The following is a 20,721-nucleotide window of genomic DNA, read 5'->3' as shown; positions in this document are numbered from 1 at the left end:
CAACCTATGAAAAAATACTTAATATCAAAAATAATCCTGCTGCTGGGGTTATGTACCGCATCAGGACTCCTGCATGCGCAGTTAACAGGAACCGAAAACTATGTACAGTCCATTAGCTATCTGGATTCTACGAAAATCTCTGATCCATCCAAAAAAAGGATAGAAACCGTCCAATATTTTGACGGACTCGGAAGACCCCGGCAAACTGTAAATGTGAAAGGATCACCACTGGGAAAAGATGTGGTGACGGCTCTTACTTATGATAATTTAGGAAGACAGGCTAGGGAATATTTCCCGGTTCCGCAGAGCGGAACAACAGGTGGAGCGATCTATCCGCAAACTTCCGGGAGTGTTCCTTATCCGGTGGCTGATCCCGGAAATATCTACGCAGGAGAAAAGATCTTTTCCGAGAAGCAGTTTGAGAGCTCTCCCCTAAATAAAATTAAGCAACTGACCCAGCCGGGAAATGCATGGAGTACAAAACCCGTTCAGTACACAGAATCAGCGAACAAGCAAAGTGATAATGTAAAAAAATACGAAACGGTAACTTCGTGGCATGCTGCCAATAAGATCTATACTTCTACGGTTTCTCAGTCCTCTTTTTATTCTGAGGGACAGTTGTATAAAAATACAACAGCTGATGAAGACGGCAATAAAACCATAGAATTTAAAAATTCTAATGGGCAGACTATACTCCTTCGAAAAGTTTTAAGCACAACTGAAAACGCCGATACTTATTATGTGTATAATGAATATGACCAGCTTGCCTACATTATTCCGGCTGGGGCAGCAGGTTCTCCATTAAATACAACCACGCTTGATAATCTCTGCTATCAGTATAAATATGACAGCAGGTACCGCCTTGTAGAAAAAAAGCTTCCCGGAAAAGGATGGGAATATATGATCTATGATAAGCAGGACAGGCTGATCCTTACCCAGGATGCGGTACTTAGAACCACCACGAATAATTTTAATGCAAAAGGCTGGCTTTTTACCAAATACGACCAGTCAGACAGAATTGTATACACCGGATTTTTCAGTAGTACCGCAACAAGGGTGGAACTACAGAAGGCCGTTAATAATATTACGGTTAACGCAGCTAATAATGAATCCCGTTCTGATACGACTCCATTTACAACCCAGGAATTGACCATCTATTATACAAAGAATGCTTTTCCCACAAGTGGAATGACGGTTCTTACCGTTAATTATTATGATACCTATGCACCGGGGCTGGTTTCTGAAATTCCGGTCTCTATCTTGGGACAGAAAGTGTTGAAGCAGCCGGGACAAGGCACCGTAAAAAATACCAACGGCCTTGCGCTTTCATCCTTTGTAAAAAATATCGAAGATGTGGGCTGGGCAAGAAACTATAACTGGTATGATACCAAAGGAAGAGTGATCGGAACGTATTCCATGAATTATCTGGGCGGGCATACCACTACAGAAACAGAGTACGATTTTGGCGGTGCTATAAAGCAAACCATTACAAAACATAAAAGATCAAGAATAGATACAGAATTCCAGATCAAGGAAAGATTTATATATGATGGGCAAAACAGGGTTCTGAAACATTATCATCAGGTGGACACGAACCCGGAAGAACTGCTGGCAGAAAACACCTACAATGAGATCGGACAGCTGATTAATAAAAAAACAGGGAATACTTCAGGAAGTCCACTTGAGTCTATAGATTATGCTTATAATATCCGCGGATGGCAGACCAAAGTAAATGATCCTTCCAATCTGGGATCAAAGCTTTTTGCCTATGAACTGAAATATAATAATCCTCAATATACCAATAAATCTACCGGAAGATTTAACGGGAATATTTCTGAAGTGGACTGGAAGGCATCCGGTGATAAATTAAGAAGATATAATTATAATCATGATGCTTTAGAAAGGCTTAAAACCGGTATCTATTCTGAGCCTAATTCCACCATTCCGCAAAATGATTATTATAATGAAACACTGGCTTATGATATTAACGGGAATATTCTGAGCTTACAGAGAAACAGGCTTGTAGAAAACATGCCTTCCGCCCAGCTGATGGATAACCTGAGTTATAACTATACAGCTGGTAAGCTTAATTCTATTACTGATAATTCAGGGATTTATGGCGGTTATCCGGAAACATCAGGGAACCCATTTACGTATGATGAAAATGGCAATATGAAAAGCCATGTTGATAAGGGAATCTTGCAGATCGATTACAATCATCTTAACCTGCCATCGTATTTAAAATTTGATAAGGAGTATTATTCTCATGATAGCTGGGATATCGCCTACAATGAAAATACAAAGTATATGTATCGGGCGGACGGGGCTAAGGTACAAAAAATCCATACTTTTGGATCAGGGAGGACAAGCATTGAAACCACGAGAAAGACTGAATATTTCGATGGTTTCCAATATGAAGAAGGTGTACTGCAATTTGTTCCGACCTCAGAAGGTTATTATGATTTCGTTCAAAATAAGTATATTTATCAGTATAAAGATGATGTCGGAAACATCAGACTTGCGTATTACAAAGATGCTTCCGGAAACCTTAAAATAGATAGGACGACCAATTTTTACCCGTTTGGGCTGGAATTTGGAGGTGAGCTTAATATTGGCTACTCCATATCTCCAAATTATACTTATTCCACTCAAGGGCAGGAAAAGCAAAGGGATACAGGATGGAGCTCCTACAAATGGAGAAATTATGATCCTGCAATGGCAAGGTTCTTTAATGTAGATCCTCTGGCAGAAGATTATAATACTTGGTCGCCGTATGTTTTTAGCGGAAACAGAGTCGTCGATTCAAGAGAATTAGAAGGACTGGAGCCATTCAGCACCAAAAGAGAACAGGACCTTCCAGGCAACGAAATGGAGTTTGCCGAGATGATTGGTGGAGCTATTAACAGTGTAAGGGCTGCCGTTTCCAATAGTGTCGTAAGAACTGTGAATACTGTAACCAATGATGCAGTAAGAAATAAATATCAGGTAAATAGCCAGGGGCAGCTTGTTTTAGAAATTGGAGTGCCGAAAGAATCCTTTAAAGAAAAAGTAGTAAACGGCTCTTTTGATCTAGCAACTATTGCTATGGCTGCGGCCGGGGGGCCGGAAGGTGTTTTGATGAGCCAAGGGGGCAAAGCACCTATTATAAAAGGAGTTGAGGAAGTAAAAGCTGCCGCTAAAATACCGAGTATTGCGAGCCAACGTCAAGGTGCTGTAAGAAAAGCTTGGAAGGATGAAAAAAAATTAGTTGAAAGTGGAGAAGATGGTACTAGAAGATGGACTGATGCTGAAACAAAAGAGTTAAAAGAAAAAGGAAAAGTTAAAGGATATGTAGGCCACCACATTAATAATGTTAAGCATCATCCTGATAAAGCTGGAGATCCTGCTAATATCGAATTTGTTACTAGGAAAGAACATCTTCAAAGGCATAATGGCAATTTTAAAAATGAAACGACAGGTGATCTAATAAAACGTAAATAAAATTAAAATATGTATAATAAAGAAATCAATGAGCTTATATATAAGTTCTCAAATTTAGGATTAGATAACTCTAGTGATGGGGCCATGATGATAGGAAAAGCACCTCACAAAGGGCCCAAAGGGTGGTTAAATATCATCTATCCAAAATTAAATACTGAGGAAATTAATTTGTTAGAAAAAGAATTGGATACAGTATTACCTAAAGATTATAAAGAATTTTTAATGAAGTACAGTAATGGTGGTAATTTTATGTCTTCTACATTAAGTCTAGATGGTCTAAGAAGGCATATGACACGAGATCCTAAAGCAAATTCGAGGCAGCCATTTTCTATTATTACACCCAATATTCATGAGAGGCCTGAAAATGCAAAGGATAACTATTTTTTTATTGGGGGATATAGATGGGATGGATCTCACTTATATATAGATAAAGAAACCAATCTAGTGCATTGCTGTGAAAGATGGGATGCAACTTCAAAATTTCAGTGGAAATCTTTTGAAGAAATGTTGTTATCTGAATTGAAGCGTTTGTATCAGCTTTTTGATGACAATGGAAAAGAGATAGATGACGACCAATCAACACTTCCTTACTAAGGAGATAATTTCGACAAGAGAAAACGTCAAGCTCCAAATTTTAAAGATTATGCTTCGAAAATAACGCCTTGCAAATTGCAGGGCGTTATATTTTAAATGTAACACTTTTTACTAGCCAGTCTTCAACGATGCTATTTTCCGCAAATCACTTAACAAAAAGTTCGAATTCTGCACTTGTGGGTCTACAAACCATCCTTTTTAAGGGTGGTTTTTCTTTTTAGAACCAAGCCGTTAAAGACCAAAAAGAGCCATCCCATGAATGACTCTTTTAAATTTTGAAGCATTTATTTGCTCCTTGCATACCTTTTCTTCGTCTTCAGAAAATCAATCAACTCTTTCGGTCTGTCGGTCTGAATGATATTGATATTATGTTTAACAAACCATTCATACATATCAGGATTTTCGAGGACCAGATCATCGTTGTGCCCTGCACTTTGCTGCGGCCATAAGGAGTTTACCCAAACGCGGGCTCCTTTTTCCCGGATTTCTTTAAAATTGATCAGATGGCTTTCATCGGAGCCTAATGTCAGTTCAAAACCATACACTTCATAATGGTTCAGATACTCATTTATTTTGGGCCAGCCTTCATTATTAGCCAGCCGTACAATGGGCATGTAATGAATTTCGTTTTTAATGGCTCCATATTTTTCATTAAATTCCTGATACGTTGCAGTTCCTTTAAAAAGCACCTCATCAAGCAGATTTCTTTTCTTCAGAACGGGGTAAACGAGGTCAAAATAATCAAAAGCTTTATCCAGATTAATGAATATCTTTCCCTGCGTCGTATTCAGGATTTCTTCCAGGGTAGGAATCCGCATTTGGGTAGGTACTCCAAGTCCGTCTCTCAGGTAGAATTTTTTAATTTCTTCCAAAGTATAGTCGGAAGGTTTCCCTTTTCCGGTAGTGGTTCTGTCAATGGTATTGTCATGCATTACGATCAGAATACTGTCTTTTGTCAACGCTAAGTCTATTTCTACCATGTTAACACCTTTCTCAATCGCTTTTTTTACGGCCATAACAGAATTTTCAGGAGCTTCCCTCCAATCCGCTCTGTGCGCTACCACCATTATTTTATCAGAAGGAAATTGGGTCAGGGAAATACTGTTCTGCCCTAAAACCATTCCCGAAACCAGTACCCATGCGTACAGCAACCTCTTAATTTTCATATTTTAAGTTTTTTGATTTCAGGTATTCTATCAATTCTTTCGGCCGGTCAGTTTGTATAATATTCGCTCCTTTCCTGATCATCCATCCCCAGTTTTCATCAGGATGATCAATCGCTTTATCATCATCGTGCCCTGCACACAATTCCGGCCATAAGGCATTAATCCAGATCATGGCATGAGACTCGCGGATGAGTTTTAACAATTCGTCTGTTTTTGGGGTATCATCTTTAATAATCACTTCATAAGCTACAGGGCTGAATATTTTAGAAAAGTCTCTGATATATTCTGCAGGGTTAAGGACCTCATCTCTCTTATAAATGCTGTAGTCTTCCGGCCATACCATCGGCATGTAGATGATATGGTCCAGCTTGTTTCCGACTTCCTTTTTCAGTTCGGAGGCTTTTTTATTTCCTTTGAGGATAATCTGCTCTGTGGTTCCTGTTTTCCCGGTAAGCAGCCTTACGTCTTCAATAAAATCCCATCCTTTGTCCAGATTCAGCATGATTCTTTTCCCTTTTATGAGATTCAAGACCTCTTCCAGCGTAGGGACTTTTTCCCGGGTAGGCATTCCTGCTCCGTTTTTAAGAAATAAAAGCTGTATGGCAGCAAGCGGAGTTTCAGAAATCTCTCCTTGCCCCGTTGTGGTACGGTCCAGTTTTTTATCATGTATGACAATTAACTGACCGTCTTTTGTCTTTTGCAGATCTATCTCTACGATATCGACGCCCATTTTTATGGCACCTTCTATAGCTTTAACGGAGTTTTCAGGGTAATTCCGCCAGTCTCCCCGGTGGGCAACGACTAGGATTTTATTTTCAGGAATTCCTTTTTTGAAATAATTGGTTTGTGCAAAGGCCAGCTGGGTGATCAACAGGACCAAACCCAGACTTATTTTTTTTATATTTTGTAAATGATAATGGTTCATTTTTATAGTATTTAAAATTGAAATTAATATCCCGGATTTTGTTTTATAGCAGGATCTGTATTGATTTGTCCTTGAGGAACAGGCATCAGAAGATTATAGTCTTTGATCACGGCTGTATTGTATCCCGGAGTATTCTGAAAGTGAGCCGTCATGACCGATACTGCTTTTCCGGTCCGGACCAGATCAAACCAGCGGTGTCCTTCTCCTATCAGTTCTTTTCTCCTTTCCAAAGCGATTTCATTCAGGAGCTGTTCCTGGCTGGTAAGGCTTACCGGACTTAATCCTGCTCTGATTCTGGTTTTATTTAAATACAGATTGGAGTTGTCGAAATCATTGGCTTTTGCATAACATTCCGCCATTAAAAGATCAACATCTGCCAGACGGAGAACAACCGTATTGCTTCCGCCATCCGCAATAGCATTGGATGTCTTCACCAGTTTTTTACTGTAAGGCACTCCATTGGGCGTCAATCCTACAAAAGCATTTCTCCTGGAATCTCCCGCGCCAAAAACAGCGTACACTTCTTTGGTCGGCAGATTATGTCCTTTTGCCCCGGATACAAATCCTGAAGGGCTGAACATCTGATATGCCTGACTTCCTTCCGTATTTCCGTTCAAACCGGAAGCAAACTGAACATCAAAGATAATTTCGGCATTGTTCTTATTGGCAGGATCAAATATTTTGTTGACATCAGAAAGAAGACTGTATCCCAACGGCTCTATCCTTTGTAAATAAGGTAAGGCTTCTGCGAATTTGTTTCTTGTCATCAAAACTTTCCCCAATATTCCCAGTGCAGCTCCTTTGGTAACTCTTCCCTTTTGAGAAGTCACTGCCGGAAGCATATCCACAGATGCTTTAAGTTCCGTTTCAATAAAATCATAGACGGTTTGAGCAGAAGTTCTTCCCTGTCCGAAATATTCATTGACATCTGTGGTTTCTTTGGTTACTAATGGAACATCTCCGAAAATCCGGACCAAATTGAAGTACATCAAAGCTCTCAGAAATCTCATTTCTCCGGTCCGGGTATTTTTAAGGGTTTGATCCATACTGATTCCTCCTATTCTGTTCAAAACAATATTGGCCTGCTGTATGCCTACATAATGATCTTTCCAGGTGCTTCCGAGTAAAGAATTATTAGGCTGAATGGTAAAAAAATCGAATTCACCGTAAGTAAAACTATCATTGGCCGGAACCTCATCAAAAGTATTATCAGAAGGAATTTCGCCGATAGTCGGCATCGCCAGCTGATATTGGCCGTTATACTGCAATGATGCATAAACAGCATTCACTCCCTCTTCAAGCTGCGCTTCATCCTGATAAAAATTGGCGGTTACTTTTGTGCTTTCGGGTGAAGTATTCAGAAGGTCCGAAGAGCATGACTGCCATAGAAACAGTCCTAATAATGGAATATATATTTTTTTCATGGGTTTAAATGTATTCATGGAAATAGGGGTTTAAAATTTCATATTCATTCCAAAAGAATAGACTTTTGCAATGGGATAATAGCCGCTGTCGTAGCCCTGGGTAAGTATATTATCTGAATTGGCATCCAGATTCTGCCCGCGGTAAGACGTAAAGGTCAGAAGATTATTTCCTACGAAGTACAGCTGTATAGATTTCACTTTTAAAGCGGAAACCAGCTGTTCCGGAAGGTTATAAGCCAATTTTAATGATCTCAGTCTTACATAATCTCCGTTTTTAAAGAAAATATTGGAAGTTCGGGCTTCTTTTCTGTTGTTGGAAAAATTCATGTTAGGCATGGCGTAATTCCCGTTCGGATTGATTACAGGATTGTATCTGTTATCGAAATAATACTGTGAAGGAACTCCAAATCCTTCTCCCGATTCTGAAATGCTCACCATATCTCCGTTGTAGATCTTCCTTCCTAACTCGCTGTATAAAGTAAAATTCAGTTCAAAGTTTTTATATCTGAAAGAATTGGTGAATCCCAGGATATATTTAGGAATTCCTGACCCGAAACTTTTTTTATCATTGGTATCAATTTTCCCGTCTTTATTGAGATCTTCCATAATATAATCTCCTACCATCGTTCCTGAAATATGAGGAGAATTATCTATTTCCGCCTGAGATTTGTACACGCCTAAAATTTGATACCCATACATTTCTGCAATAGACTCTCCTACTTTGGTGATCGCAAAATTATTGGCTCCTGCCACAATCTGGGTTTGCCCTCCCGCTAATGCCAGCACTTTATTCCTGTTCATAGAAAAGCTGAAGTTATTGGAGTATTCAAAACCTTCTCCTATATGAATCGGTTTTAAAGACAACTGTATTTCAAGGCCATTATTTCTGAGTTTTCCGATATTCTGGAGAGAGGTGCTGTATCCTGACTGCTGGGGAACCGGAACATCCAGTAATAAGCCGTCTCTGTTCAGAATGTAGTAATCTGCGGATACATTCAGGTATTTGTTAAAGAGTCCGAAATCAATTCCAAAGTTTTTGGATTCAGATTTTTCCCAGGAAATATTGGGATTGGGAGCCGTGGAAGAACGGTAACCCGGTGCGAGAATACCGCCAAAGACATAATTTTCCTGCGCCATAAGTGAAAGTGCTCCAAAGTTCGGAATCTGATTGTTCCCGTTACTTCCTACACTGAACCTGAATTTCAGAGGATCCAGAAATTTATTTTCAGGGAAGAAACTTTCCTTGCTTATCGTCCAGCCTAATGAAAGAGCATAGAAATCTCCCCATTTCGTATTGACACCGAAACGCGAAGAACCATCTCTTCTGTAAGAGGCCATCAGGCTGTATTTTCCTTCATAGGAATAATTGAATCTCGTAAAATAAGAAATCAATGTCCATTTGTATTGGTCTACATCTACTTTAAAAGAAGTTCCGCCGCCGATATTGGTGATGCTGTTATCCGGAAATCCGGCAGCCAGCGTATTTACTTTATTGGATTCTTCCTGCTGATAAGACTGTCCTGCAATGGCATTGAAGGAATGGCCGCCTATCTTTTTATCATAAGTCAGTAAATTTTCAATCAGATAATTCTTGGTGATGTATTCTGTTCTGCTTGCTGTGGTGACATCCGGAGCAGCGGTTCGGTAGCTTCCCACGGTGGACGGATCAAAGAAATTGTATTCATAGCTTGTGTAATCTCCGCCTGCGGAAACTTTGTATTTAAAATCCTTCAGAAAATTCCATTCTCCAAAGAGATTTCCGAAAGTCTTAAACAGCGAATATCTTCTTTCCGTCATTTCTGCCATAGCCACGGGATTTTCCACCAAAGCACCGTCAGTAGGCGTATTGGCTTTTATCTGCTGAGAAATAAGAAGGTTTCCGTTGGCATCTCTGGGAGCAAAAAAAGGATACATGGTAGTCGCCATCTGCAAAAGGTTGTAGGTACGTCCGCCATTCACCATATCGAACAGGCTTCCCTGTGCATAAGAAGGCGTCATGGAAACACCGAATTTCAGTTTGTCAGTCATATTGGTGACTAAATTGATATTCCCGGAGTATTTTTCGTAATCCGTTCCGATCAGTATTCCTTTTTGGTTCAGGTAACTTCCGGTAAAGGAGTATTTGGTTTTATCGTTCCCGCCCAAAACATTCAAGGAGATATTGCTCATGGGTGCAGGTTTCAGCACTGTTGAGTACCAATCGGTGTCTGTGAGTCCTTTCTCTTTATTTAAATAGGGAGCAAGATAATCTGGAATCAATTCTCTCAGCGTGGCTCCTTTGGATACTCTTGTGGCATTATCATCGGAAGCACTTCTGTTAGCACCTTTAGACAGATAATTGTTGTCTCTGGCCTCTTTCATAAAAGTGGCCATATCGTAAGCATTTACAAACTTTTCGTTATCGCTTCTGGTCTGAATTCCGTAATAAGAATCCAATGTATATTCCAGTTTTCCTTTTTTCCCTTCTTTGGTCTGAATAAGTACAACTCCATTCGCTCCTCTTGATCCATAGATCGCTGTAGACGCTGCATCTTTTAAAATATCAATGGAAGCAATGGAATTGGGATCAATAGAATTAAGGTTGGTCCCTTCCGTTAGAGGAAATCCATCCACCACAATCAGAGGATTGGCACCGGCCGTTAATGTCCCGATACCGCGGATTCTGATATTGGGTGACGCTCCGGGATTGGCATTGGCCTGAGTAATCTGAATTCCTGTAGCCTTTCCTGCAATCATATCTCCGAAGTTCCCGGAAGCGACTCCTTTCAGATCTTTTTCTCCTATGGAAGCGATGGATCCGGAAATATCTTTCTTATTTTGTTTTCCATAGCCTATCAATACCACCTCATCAATCTTCTTTTCTTTGTCAGAAACCGTGTCTTTTCTAGAAATACGGGTTTTATCCTGACTGTTTTTTACCATCGTTTTATCCGCAGTTCTCCTTACTGTAACAATTTTGTTCTGAATACTGAATTCTACCGGATAGTTCTTCTGTAAATAATCCAGTGTTTTTTGCAAGGAATTGTAATCAATCTTTCTGTCATCCACTATAATATCTTCCAGATCAGAAACGGAATAAAACACCTGTGTTTTGGTTGTTTTACTGAGTTTTTCCAAAACTTTCGTGATGGGCAGTTCCGCAGCAGCATAGAAAGAATGTGAAGAAGGCTGTATTCCGTAAGCATAAGACCATTGTGATGTGCACAAAATCCCCAGCACGGCAATACTAATTGCTGTTTTTTTCATAAATTCGCAAATGTTAATTTTTAAACTTTTACCGGTTTTTAAAATTGATTTAATGAGCATCGATACGCCAATATCGATGCTTTTCTATTTTAATATAATTTCTTTTTCATTGATTTTCTCAGGTTTCAGATTGAAGGGAAAGCTTATCACGGAAAGCACTTCATTTAGATTTCCGGTGAATGCTCCGCTTACTTTTTTATTTTTAAACTGAACCGGATAAGATATACGGATGTTGTAGGTATTTTCCAATTGTGCAATCGCTTCAGAGTAGGCAGAACGGTTAAATGTAAAGCTCTTTTGCTTTTCGGGACGGTAATAATGATAATCCGGATTCTTGGGATCATTGAGCCAGATTTCTTCCGGTAGCAGATAAGTGATTGTACTGCCGTGTTCTATTTTCACTTTTCCTTCAAAAAGTTCTACTTTTTTTTGTGAAGATTTCTGATCCAAAAAGAACTGAGTTCCCAAAACCTGAATTGTAAATTCTCCTGCATTAATTCTGAACGGTCTTTCTTTATCTTTAGCCACACTGAATTTCCCCTGTCCTGTAAAAACCATTTTACGGTCTTTATCGCCAAAACTTTTATCCAGAACAAGCTTACTGTAAGGGTTCAGTTCTACCTGAGTTCCGTCCGGCAGCTCAAATGATTTTTTTTGTCCGGATGTTTCATACACCCACGCATGTTCTGCTTCAGCACCGGATCCTAAAACAGTAGTTTTAAAAACAAGAAAAAGAATAAAGAAGGGAACCAATACGGCTGCTATCCAATAGAATTGTTTCACAGACTTTTTTCTCGCAATCTTTCGGTGGATTCCCGTACGGATCTTTCGGTCTGTGATATCGTCTATTGTATTTCCTTCTTCGGAAACTGATCTCCAGTTTTCTTCAAATTCGTCTTCTAAACCCATAAGCTATCTGTTCTCAATTAAGTTTAAGCTTGTTTATCTGTAAATACGTGGAAACAGAAAATCGTAAACCTCTTCTGTTGAGATTTAACAAATAGTTCATATTGGAAATAATTAATGGAGATTGATTTTCAAAAAGCTGATGGCTTTGTTGATGTGTTTGCCAATGGCAACTTTGGATATTTTATTCTCCTCGGCGAGCTGAGAATAGCTGAGGTTTTTAATTTTATTCTGAATAAACAGTTCTTTGGTTTTCTCGGGCAGTTTATCCAACAGGATTTCTATTTTGGAGATATGCTCCTCTGTGTAAAGTTCTTCCGAAGGCTGGTCTTCCGTATCCTGAATGGCATTCTGGTCTGAAGAAACCAGCACCAGTTTATTTTTACGGTAAAAATTAGCGACTTCCTGCTTGCTTGTTTTGAAAATGATGGCTTCGATTGCCGAAGGGTGATCTGTTTTGTGCACATATTTCCATACGTGTACAAAAATATCCTGCACAACATCTTCCACATCCTCATCTCTCTGAATATATTTCTTGACGAAGAAGTAGACTCTATGCTTGTATTCAGAATATATTTTTTCGAATTGCGACATCGTGCGTCTGGTAAAAACAGCTGCACAAAAATATTTATAATTAATTCTTTCCGGATTAAGGATATATTAATTTTTCCGGGGCGGTTATAAAAACATATACCTTTAATTTCAAGAAAGGTGATTCATGGTTTACTAAGAATCCTTGTCAAGGTTTAAAACCTTGACAAGGACAGTTTCCTCAACAAATAATTCAACAAATAAAATGATTTACTGAAAATATCAGACTTAAACACAAAAAATTAGAAGTCAAAAGCATCTGCAGTAGTCTCATTTTGTAATGAAACCCAGAAACTTCTAACTTCTAATCTCTAGCTTCTAACTTCTCAATCTAACGTCCTGCCGGCTGCTGCTGCGTTACACAATGAACCATTCCTCCGTTTTCATATAAGTTTCTCACATCTATCCCCACCACTTTTCTTCCGGGATACTGATCCTGAATGATTTTATTGGCTACTTGATCATTCGGATCTCCATAGTTGGGAACCAAAACAACTTTGTTGGCCACATAATAATTCACGTAAGAGCCTTTCTCATCCAGCTGTTTTCCGTAAGCTGTTTTTACTTTATTCTTAGTCGCAGGAAGGTATACTTTCTTATATTCTTTTCCGTCTACATTCGATGCTGCGTACAGGGTATTGATGTCTTTATCGGTAAGTCCCATTTCAAAAAGACCGTCTTCATCCATCGTAATCATGGTATTATGGTTGATGAATTTCATAAAACCGTCAATATGCATATCCGTAACGTCCAGTCCTGTCACTCCATCCAGCCAGATTACTTTGGAAACGCCATAATATTTTTCGAACATTTCCTCGGCTTCCTGCTGTGTGATTCCTTTCGTTCTTGTAGATCCTCTTTTCTGGCTGATCACTGAACTTTTGCAGGCCATCAGAACGCCGTTTCCGTCTGTTTCCACCGAACCGCCTTCATTCACCATTTCTTCATTCAGATCAATGACTTTAATGCCCAGATCTTCTCCGATGCGCTGAGGGATTTCATCACAATTTTCAAAATCATATTTTTCACCCCAGCCATTAAATCCCCAGTCTTCAATTAAGACACGCCCGTTATTATCTTTCACGAAGATCGGTCCGTTATCACGTACCCAGACATCGTCTGTAGGATACACTTTAAAATCAACGTTTTTCAGCGGAATACCATTTTTTCCTAAAAGGTCTGTAATCCTTTTCTTTTCTGCATTGTCATAAGCAATGATGTGAACTTTCTCCCCGGACTGAAGCTCCCGCGTCATATCTATCCAGGTCTGCTCGATTCTTTTCCGGTATTCCATTCCGTGTTGATAATGGTGAGGCCATTGCAGCCAGGTTCCTTCGTGAGGTGAAGATTCTTCCGGGAAGTGATAAGTCTGTGCCATACAAAATGTCATATTAAGTAAAAGGGTAAGTGCGAATAATTGTTTCATATCATTAAAATTTTTTTCCAATAAATACACCGAAGTTGATATCGGTTTCAAAAGTATTTCCGGTCTGGGAAATATTGCTCCCTATTCCGAACTGAATTTTTTTGCTGTTTTCAATTCCTAAACGGATCACCTGACTGCTCTCCTGATGTTCCTGAAAACTGAAATCAGACTCTACCATCAGCATGCTGTAGAAATTAAGCTTTTCATTCAGTTTAGGCGTATATTCCAGTAAAGTGTAAAGTCCTAACCCCATCTTTCCGGTATCAAAAGAATAGGTAACTGCCGGAAATAAATTGATCCCAAAGTTTCCGCTTTCTTTCACAAAGGCCAATCCCAGTGAGGGCATTACATCTTCATCCGAAATATGAACTCCCGCAGAAGCTCCCCAGTTGCTGCCTATAAAATAATTAAGGCTCTGATAAACGGCAGGACTTACTTTTCTTGTTTCATAATCATAGGAAACGGTTCCCGAAACGAAGTAATTCCATCTGTTTTTAAAATCTTTATCATAAATTCCTAATATTTCAGATTCCTTATTTCCGCCATACGCCTGAATGGAAACCTGAGATTGTGCATAAGTTGAAATTAATACGATAAAGATTAATCCAATTTTTTTCATTCTGTCTTGTTTTTTTAATGGGTTGCAGTATCAATTCTATGATGTAGAATATTTAACTGGTGCAAAATTAGACCATCAAAAAAACAAAACTTGTCCTAAAAAGACATCTTTCAGGAATGCAGCGGAAAAAAAATATACGTGATATTTTCTCCCTTCTCCGAAAGTGCATATTCTTCTATAACATCTGAATTATCCAGCAAAAGATGCGGCTGTGTAAGCCAAAAACGGTAAAAAGACCGGTACGTTTCTAAAATGTGTTCAAAAGGTCCGTGATGGATAAATCTGATGTATTTTCCTCCGAAAATCTCTGTTTTCCGAAACCCTGCCGCTCCGGAAGCTGTCTGTAGGATAGCAGCTCCATATCTGCAGTGGGAACGGTTGGTAATAAGCGGCTGATCGCGAATAATTCCATAGGCAGGAAAAGTATCTCCGTTTTCTTCTTCAATGGTTTTCCACAAATCATTAATCTCCTGATTATTATAATCTTTCGCTTTGATAAATGTGCAGTACACCGAAACCGTATCCTTGTATTTTATCTCATACTGCAGATCGGCAGCTTCACTCTCCAGAAATTCTTTAAAAATTTCCTGCTTCTGATTTCTTGCTTCTGCCGGTGAAATATGATATTGTTTTTTGAATGCTTTCGAAAAAGACTGGATATTAAAATACCCGACTTCCCATGCTATATCGGAAATCTTATCTGCAGTATAAATCAGTTTTTTATAGGATTTTTCCAACCGGAGCCGCTTCTGAAACCCTGAAATGGTCTCATGAAAGATTTTAAAAAAGATTCGTTGAAAGTTCCGGTAGGAATAGTGAGATAGTTGCTCAATTTCAAGGGCCGTGATTTCCCTGTCAAAGTTTTCTTCGATATGATCAACAATTTTCTGTATTTCGCTGAAACTGATCTGCACGACTTTATATTTTGTAAATAGATGGGCTTATGTACTTTAAAGATAAAGCATTTCCGTGTATTACTCAGCACATCGAATAAACAAAATTCATTGAAATTAAAGGTCGAAATTTCCGGTACACAACGACAAAAATTTTTATTTGTAATTGATTTTGTGATTCAGCTCTATGGGATTATTTTCTTCAAGAATAGATTTCTGTGTGTCTCTGATCATCTCGTTCATGTCTTTTTCGTTTCCCTGAGGATCAAAAAATGTAACTTTTCTCCCGGATTTGGAATTCCAGGGATCATTATAATATGATTTTCCAAGCTGATCATATTTCGGCCAATCAATTTGAATTGTTTTTGTCCTTACATCAAACCAATCGCCACCCTTTTTTATTTGTACTAAATTGAATGAATAATCATGTTCTGTATCTTCAATAGAAATAATTAAACCCGGCAATCCGTTGAAAACATACGGACCATCATTAAAAGGTAATTCCGTCGTAAACCAGGCAATCCAGTTTCTTCCGCCATAATTCACCTCTGCTTTTTGAGATTTATACTTTCCTATTGTCTTCTGTTCTGACAGGATTTTCCAATTTAATTTTTCATCAATAGGAAGAAGATAATTGGCATGCAGATAAGTAATAATCTTTTCTACATTATTATTACTGATATCTTTTTTAATGTAAAATTGATTTTCAACGCCTGTTCTGTAGCCTCCATTTTTATTAATCAACTTGAGAGAATCAGCATTTCTAGCCAGCGATTCCCGAAAAATAGATCTGTTATTCTCAAAATCCAAAACCATACGATCCTTAAAAATATCTTCCGGTTTTTCTTTTGCTGATCTGCATTTTGTTTCATAAATAAAACTAAACTTCTGTGAAAAACAGAATGCTGACAGTGATAAAAAGAATATAATAAATTTCAGTTGGTGTTTTGTTTTCATAAGATCTATGGTTAATAAGGCTAAGGCTGAGATTGAGAGGCGTCAATGGTCAATTTTGCTTCGCAAGTGAATTTGAGTGACTCATAAAGTTCCGGGATGCGGGTTCCGTGGTTCGAACTAGCAACTGTCAACTAACAACTCCCCAACTCGAAAAACTCGTATCCCGTACCTCGTATCAACTCCCAGTTTTCTATTTGTTTTTAGGCTTATACAGTCTAAACATCAGAAACAGAAAAGCCAGCCACACCGGAATTAAAATAACCTGAATTTCCATTCCTGTAATACTCATTAATACCAGAATAGCCAGTAAAAACAAAATACATATATAATTCGATATCGGATAAAATATGGAAGGGAATGTGGTTTTTACCCCTGCTCTGTCTTTCTCTCTTCTGAATTTCAAATGGGTATAGCAGATCATCAGCCAATTGATAATTAACGTAGAAACAACTAATGCCATTAAATATTCAAAAGCTTTTTCCGGAACCAGTTTATTGATGATAATACAGATTCCCGCAAAACAGGAAGAGATTAAAATCGCATTGGTAGGAACGCTGTTTTTATTCAGTTTCTTTAAAAATTTGGGAGCATTCCCCTGCTGAGCCAGCCCGAAAAGCATTCTGCTGTTGCTGTACACACTGCTGTTGTAAACCGACAAAGCTGCCGTAAGAACAATAAGGTTAAGGATATTGGCAATTAACACATTGAAGTGTATTGTACTTCCAAAAATATTCAGTGAGAATCCGTTCAGATTCTGAAAAACCATCACAAACGGGCTTGTCCCTTCTGTAATTTCTCTCCACGGGCTCAATGCAAATAAAATAACCAAAGCACCTACGTAGAAAATTAAAATTCTGTAAATCACCTGATTGGTTGCCTTAGGAATTGTTTTTTCAGGATTTTTAGCTTCCGCCGCTGTGATCCCGATTAATTCCAGCCCTCCAAAAGAGAACATGATCATCGCCATTGCAGCAAAAAGTCCGGAATATCCGCTTTCGGTTTTGTTAAACAATCCTTTCGGGAAAAAACCTCCGTCGTTCCATAAATTCTGGATACTCGCCTTATCTCCTCCGGTTCCACTTAATAATAGGTAAATCCCGAACACAATCATCCCGATGATAGCCACCACTTTGATGATGGAAAACCAGAATTCTGTTTCCCCATACACTTTTACAGAAGCCAGGTTGAGCGCATTAATAACGATAAAAAAGAATAAACTGGAAACCCAGAGCGGAATTTCCGGCCACCAGAAATGAATATAATGACCAATAGCCGTCAATTCGGCCATACTTACAAGGATGTAGAGGATCCAGTAATTCCAGCCTGAAGCAAAACCCGGAAAATTTCCCCAATATTTATAGGCAAAATGGCTGAAACTTCCCGAAACCGGTTCCTGAACCACCATTTCACCAAGCTGGCGCATAATAAAGAATGCTATGATTCCCGCTAAAGCATATCCTAGAATAACAGATGGTCCTGCTAAAACCGCTGCGGGACCTATGCCAAGAAACAGTCCTGTTCCTATGGCTCCTCCGAGGGCAATTAATTGAATATGTCTGTTGGTTAATCCTCTTACTAGAGCCCCATCATTGGACTCCGTTTTCTGTTCGCTGCTCATAAAATCAATTATGCCCTAAATATATAAAACTTTAGAGAAATTCTGCTTCTATAAAGCAGACAGAAGATTCAATATATTCAGTTTTAAAGAATTAAAAGCAAAAAAGCAGGGTTTCTTTATAAATATTCCTCCGGAATTGAAATATTATTCTTTTTCATATACTCCAAAAGCGCCTGGTAGCGGTCATCATTCCCGTCTGTTCCGCATTTGTGTGAAATACTGCAGATGTCGGATGGTTTAATTTCCAGAATACCGGAGATCTTGGTGAGGATATCCAGATTGATTTTCACTTTGGAATTTTCGATATCGGAATAGGCTTTTTGGGAAATCCCCATTTCAAAAGCCATATACTCCTGCGTAAGGTCTTTACTTCTACGGATTTTCCTGATATTTTGGCCACATACTTTCATCGTTTTTGTTTTAGTAGTTTTCGGTATAGTTTAGAAGGGTATCTACTAGACTTACACAAAGTTAATAAATACCTTTGGCAAAACATTATACACGTTACATGATATTTATTTTTTCACACCAATCAAGGTCATTACCATCTGATTTCAGAGGATAAATATCACTTCGGTACAACACTATTGGAATTATGGAGACGCAAAAATTCAATTATGACAATAATATTGTCAGAGCATTCCTGTATGCTACTATCGTATTCGGTTTAGTCGGTTTTCTACTGGGACTTTCGGCCGCGCTGATGCTATTTTACCCTGAACTGCCTGAGTTTTTATTCGGGACAGATGACACTACCATACAGAGTTTGAGAAGCGGAAATATTCAGGGATTGATCAATACTCAGGGAGCTATGGGATTCGGAAGGATCAGAATGCTTCACACGAGTGCCGTTATTTTTGCTTTCGTCTGTAATTCCTTCTTCTGCGGTGCTTATTACAGTATGCAGAGGCTTTTAAAAACAAGAATGTACAGCGATACGCTTTCCTGGATTCATTTCTGGAGCTGGCAGCTAATGATCGTTGCCGTAGTCATCACATTCTTAATGGGAATCAATACTTCCAAAGAATATGCAGAGCATGAATGGCCTATTGATATTCTGATCACCTTCTCCTGGGTTATCTTCGGAATCAATATGTTCGGAACCATTGCGAAGAGAAGGGTAAGACACCTTTATGTAGCCATCTGGTTCTACATCGCCACATGGATTGCCGTGGCTATGCTGCATATCTTTAATAATCTTGAAGTTCCTTTATCATTCACAAGCTGGAAATCCTATTCTGTATATTCCGGAGTAAAAGATGCACTTGTACAATGGTGGTACGGTCATAATGCTGTAGCATTCGTGCTTACTACTCCGGTACTTGGTCTGATGTATTATTTCATGCCGAAAGCGGCTCAGCGTCCTGTATTCTCCTATAAATTATCCATTATTCACTTTTGGTCGCTGATTTTCGTATACCTTTGGGCTGGTCCTCACCACCTTCAGTATACGGCGCTTCCGGCATGGGCTCAGGCCGTAGGAACAGGATTCTCCATTATGCTGATTGCTCCTTCATGGGGAGGAATGCTGAACGGTCTTCTTACCCTGAGAGGAGCCTGGGATAAAGTAAGAGAAAACCCGATCCTTAAATTCTTCGTGGTAGCAATTACCTGTTATGGTATGGCCACTTTCGAAGGTCCTTTATTAGCTACCAAATCTTTAAATAAAATAGGACATTACACAGACTGGGTAATCGGGCACGTGCATTTAGGTGCGCTTGGATGGAACGGTTTTATGGCCTTCGGGGTTGTATATTACCTGATCCCGATTATGTGGAGAACCCCGTTATGGTCTAAAAAACTGGCCAACTGGCACTTCTGGCTGGGAACAATGGGAATTATTTTCTATGCCGTTCCGATGTATATTTCAGGATTCACTCAGGGATTGATGTGGAAACAGTTTAATCCGGACGGAACTTTATTGTGGAAAAACTGGCTGGATACGGTGACTGCTATCATTCCTTACTTTAAAATGAGATTCTTAGGAGGGGTTCTTTACCTATCAGGAGCTATTTTAATGGTGATTAATGTGATTAAAACCGTAAGATCAGGTTCATTCCAGAAAAACGTTCCTGCGGAAGCTCCGGCGCTGGCAGATATCGGCACCGCGAGAAAAGAAGGCGAAGGCGTACACCTTTGGCTGGAAAGAACTCCAAAGCTTTTATCCATCTTAGCCTTTATTACAGTAGCCATAGGCGGATTAATAGAAATTGTTCCCACCTTATCTTTAAAACAAAGTGTTCCTACGATTACCGCCGTAAAACCTTATACACCACTTGAACTGGAAGGAAGAGATCTGTATATCCGTGAAGGATGTAACTCCTGCCACTCCCAGATGATCAGACCTTTCCGTGATGAAATTGTAAGATTTGAAGGTAAAAACGGGCAGTATTCCAAAGCCGGAGAGTTTATTTATGACAGACCCTTCTTATGGGGATCTAAAAGAACGGGACCGGATCTTCACAGAGAAGGCGGAAGAAACCCTGATTCATGGCACTTCAAACATATGTACAACCCAAGAATTACATCTGCAGGTTCCATTATGCCGCGTTTCCCATGGCTGATCACGAATAAGCTGGACCGTACTCAAATGGTGGATAAGATGAAGTTAATGAAAAATTATTTCGATGTTCCTTATTCCAAAGCGGAAATAGATTCTGCGGGAAAATGGGCCGACAATCAGTCTAAAGCTATTGTACAGAGAATTTATTCTGAAGCTACGGATGTGAAAGATCAGATGGAAAAAGAAAAAACGGCCAAAGGAGCATCTTATGTGCCTCTTGAACAAAGAGAAATTGTCGCTATGATTGCTTATCTGCAAAGATTAGGAACCGATATAAAAACCACCCAGATCCAGACCGCAAGTGCTGAGTAAC

At 39.1% G+C, this 20,721-nt stretch carries 15 protein-coding genes; 3 read left to right on the top strand and 12 right to left on the bottom strand.

Annotated elements, in window-relative coordinates; genetic code table 11:
• Window positions 1-6 precede the first annotated feature (6 nt).
• Window positions 7-3,480, top strand: a complete 3,474-nt coding sequence (locus ACM46_RS23570; RefSeq protein WP_048508595.1) for a DUF6443 domain-containing protein — start codon at window positions 7-9, stop codon at window positions 3,478-3,480.
• A 9-nt stretch (window positions 3,481-3,489) separates the two neighbouring features.
• On the top strand, window positions 3,490-4,074 hold the full coding sequence (locus ACM46_RS20855; RefSeq protein WP_048508594.1) for an SMI1/KNR4 family protein: 585 nt from the start codon (window positions 3,490-3,492) through the stop codon (window positions 4,072-4,074).
• Between the two features lie 284 nt (window positions 4,075-4,358).
• Here ACM46_RS20855 and ACM46_RS20850 read toward each other — a convergent pair whose 3' ends face one another.
• The 12 genes from ACM46_RS20850 to ACM46_RS20795 all read right to left on the bottom strand — a co-directional run bounded on the left by ACM46_RS20850 (window position 4,359) and on the right by ACM46_RS20795 (window position 18,255).
• Window positions 4,359-5,240, bottom strand: a complete 882-nt coding sequence (locus ACM46_RS20850) for a glycerophosphodiester phosphodiesterase family protein (protein WP_048508593.1) — start codon at window positions 5,238-5,240, stop codon at window positions 4,359-4,361.
• The gene (locus ACM46_RS20845; protein ID WP_048508592.1) at window positions 5,230-6,165 is read right to left on the bottom strand and encodes a glycerophosphodiester phosphodiesterase family protein; all 936 of its coding nucleotides are present in this window, start codon (window positions 6,163-6,165) and stop codon (window positions 5,230-5,232) included. The genes ACM46_RS20850 and ACM46_RS20845 overlap by 11 nt, the downstream gene beginning before the upstream one ends.
• A gap of 23 nt (window positions 6,166-6,188) precedes the next feature.
• On the bottom strand, window positions 6,189-7,589 hold the full coding sequence (locus ACM46_RS20840; RefSeq protein WP_048508655.1) for a RagB/SusD family nutrient uptake outer membrane protein: 1,401 nt from the start codon (window positions 7,587-7,589) through the stop codon (window positions 6,189-6,191).
• A gap of 30 nt (window positions 7,590-7,619) precedes the next feature.
• Window positions 7,620-10,835 (bottom strand): SusC/RagA family TonB-linked outer membrane protein, encoded by a 3,216-nt coding sequence (locus ACM46_RS20835; protein ID WP_048508591.1) that lies wholly within the window; start codon window positions 10,833-10,835, stop codon window positions 7,620-7,622.
• 84 nt (window positions 10,836-10,919) lie between these two features.
• Window positions 10,920-11,744, bottom strand: a complete 825-nt coding sequence (locus ACM46_RS20830) for a FecR family protein (protein ID WP_048508590.1) — start codon at window positions 11,742-11,744, stop codon at window positions 10,920-10,922.
• A 111-nt stretch (window positions 11,745-11,855) separates the two neighbouring features.
• Entirely contained in the window at window positions 11,856-12,335 is a 480-nt protein-coding gene (locus ACM46_RS20825; RefSeq protein WP_048508589.1) for an RNA polymerase sigma factor, read from the bottom strand.
• A 328-nt stretch (window positions 12,336-12,663) separates the two neighbouring features.
• Window positions 12,664-13,758, bottom strand: a complete 1,095-nt coding sequence (locus tag ACM46_RS20820; protein WP_048508654.1) for an agmatine deiminase family protein — start codon at window positions 13,756-13,758, stop codon at window positions 12,664-12,666.
• A gap of 4 nt (window positions 13,759-13,762) precedes the next feature.
• A complete protein-coding gene (locus tag ACM46_RS20815) occupies window positions 13,763-14,377 on the bottom strand; it encodes a hypothetical protein (RefSeq protein ID WP_048508588.1) in 615 nt (204 codons plus the stop codon).
• 110 nt (window positions 14,378-14,487) lie between these two features.
• Window positions 14,488-15,291: an AraC family transcriptional regulator gene (locus ACM46_RS20810; protein ID WP_048508587.1), complete on the bottom strand. Its 804-nt coding sequence runs from the start codon at window positions 15,289-15,291 to the stop codon at window positions 14,488-14,490.
• Window positions 15,292-15,426: 135 nt separating this feature from the next.
• Window positions 15,427-16,227 carry a GLPGLI family protein gene (locus ACM46_RS20805; RefSeq protein ID WP_048508586.1) on the bottom strand — a complete coding sequence of 267 codons (801 nt, stop codon included), beginning with the start codon at window positions 16,225-16,227 and terminating at the stop codon, window positions 15,427-15,429.
• Between the two features lie 190 nt (window positions 16,228-16,417).
• Entirely contained in the window at window positions 16,418-17,845 is a 1,428-nt protein-coding gene (locus ACM46_RS20800) for an amino acid permease (protein ID WP_048508585.1), read from the bottom strand.
• A 116-nt stretch (window positions 17,846-17,961) separates the two neighbouring features.
• Entirely contained in the window at window positions 17,962-18,255 is a 294-nt protein-coding gene (locus tag ACM46_RS20795; protein WP_048508584.1) for a helix-turn-helix domain-containing protein, read from the bottom strand.
• A gap of 185 nt (window positions 18,256-18,440) precedes the next feature.
• Here ACM46_RS20795 and ccoN point away from each other — a divergent pair, with 185 nt between their 5' ends.
• Window positions 18,441-20,720, top strand: coding sequence for a cytochrome-c oxidase, cbb3-type subunit I (ccoN, locus tag ACM46_RS20790; RefSeq protein WP_048508583.1), 2,280 nt, complete (start codon window positions 18,441-18,443; stop codon window positions 20,718-20,720).
• Window position 20,721 lies beyond the last annotated feature (1 nt).

Origin of the sequence: Chryseobacterium angstadtii (assembly GCF_001045465.1) — a bacterium.
Taxonomy (GTDB): domain Bacteria; phylum Bacteroidota; class Bacteroidia; order Flavobacteriales; family Weeksellaceae; genus Chryseobacterium; species Chryseobacterium angstadtii.
The sequence above is the reverse complement of the archived record's forward strand: the minus strand, read 5'-3'. Positions and strand labels throughout refer to the sequence as shown.

What these genes read in the sequence shown, in the direction of transcription:
- ACM46_RS20835 (WP_048508591.1), bottom strand. Translation starts at nt 10,835, where the DNA reads ATGAAAAAAACAGCAATTAGTATTGCCGTGCTGGGGATTTTGTGCACA.
- ACM46_RS20850 (WP_048508593.1), bottom strand. Translation starts at nt 5,240, where the DNA reads ATGAAAATTAAGAGGTTGCTGTACGCATGGGTACTGGTTTCGGGAATG.
- ACM46_RS20795 (WP_048508584.1), bottom strand. Translation starts at nt 18,255, where the DNA reads ATGAAAGTATGTGGCCAAAATATCAGGAAAATCCGTAGAAGTAAAGAC.
- ACM46_RS20830 (WP_048508590.1), bottom strand. Translation starts at nt 11,744, where the DNA reads ATGGGTTTAGAAGACGAATTTGAAGAAAACTGGAGATCAGTTTCCGAA.
- ACM46_RS23570 (WP_048508595.1), top strand. Translation starts at nt 7, where the DNA reads ATGAAAAAATACTTAATATCAAAAATAATCCTGCTGCTGGGGTTATGT.
- ACM46_RS20825 (WP_048508589.1), bottom strand. Translation starts at nt 12,335, where the DNA reads ATGTCGCAATTCGAAAAAATATATTCTGAATACAAGCATAGAGTCTAC.
- ACM46_RS20800 (WP_048508585.1), bottom strand. Translation starts at nt 17,845, where the DNA reads ATGAGCAGCGAACAGAAAACGGAGTCCAATGATGGGGCTCTAGTAAGA.
- ACM46_RS20820 (WP_048508654.1), bottom strand. Translation starts at nt 13,758, where the DNA reads ATGAAACAATTATTCGCACTTACCCTTTTACTTAATATGACATTTTGT.
- ACM46_RS20840 (WP_048508655.1), bottom strand. Translation starts at nt 7,589, where the DNA reads ATGAAAAAAATATATATTCCATTATTAGGACTGTTTCTATGGCAGTCA.
- ACM46_RS20805 (WP_048508586.1), bottom strand. Translation starts at nt 16,227, where the DNA reads ATGAAAACAAAACACCAACTGAAATTTATTATATTCTTTTTATCACTG.
- ACM46_RS20855 (WP_048508594.1), top strand. Translation starts at nt 3,490, where the DNA reads ATGTATAATAAAGAAATCAATGAGCTTATATATAAGTTCTCAAATTTA.
- ACM46_RS20845 (WP_048508592.1), bottom strand. Translation starts at nt 6,165, where the DNA reads ATGAACCATTATCATTTACAAAATATAAAAAAAATAAGTCTGGGTTTG.
- ccoN (WP_048508583.1), top strand. Translation starts at nt 18,441, where the DNA reads ATGGAGACGCAAAAATTCAATTATGACAATAATATTGTCAGAGCATTC.
- ACM46_RS20815 (WP_048508588.1), bottom strand. Translation starts at nt 14,377, where the DNA reads ATGAAAAAAATTGGATTAATCTTTATCGTATTAATTTCAACTTATGCA.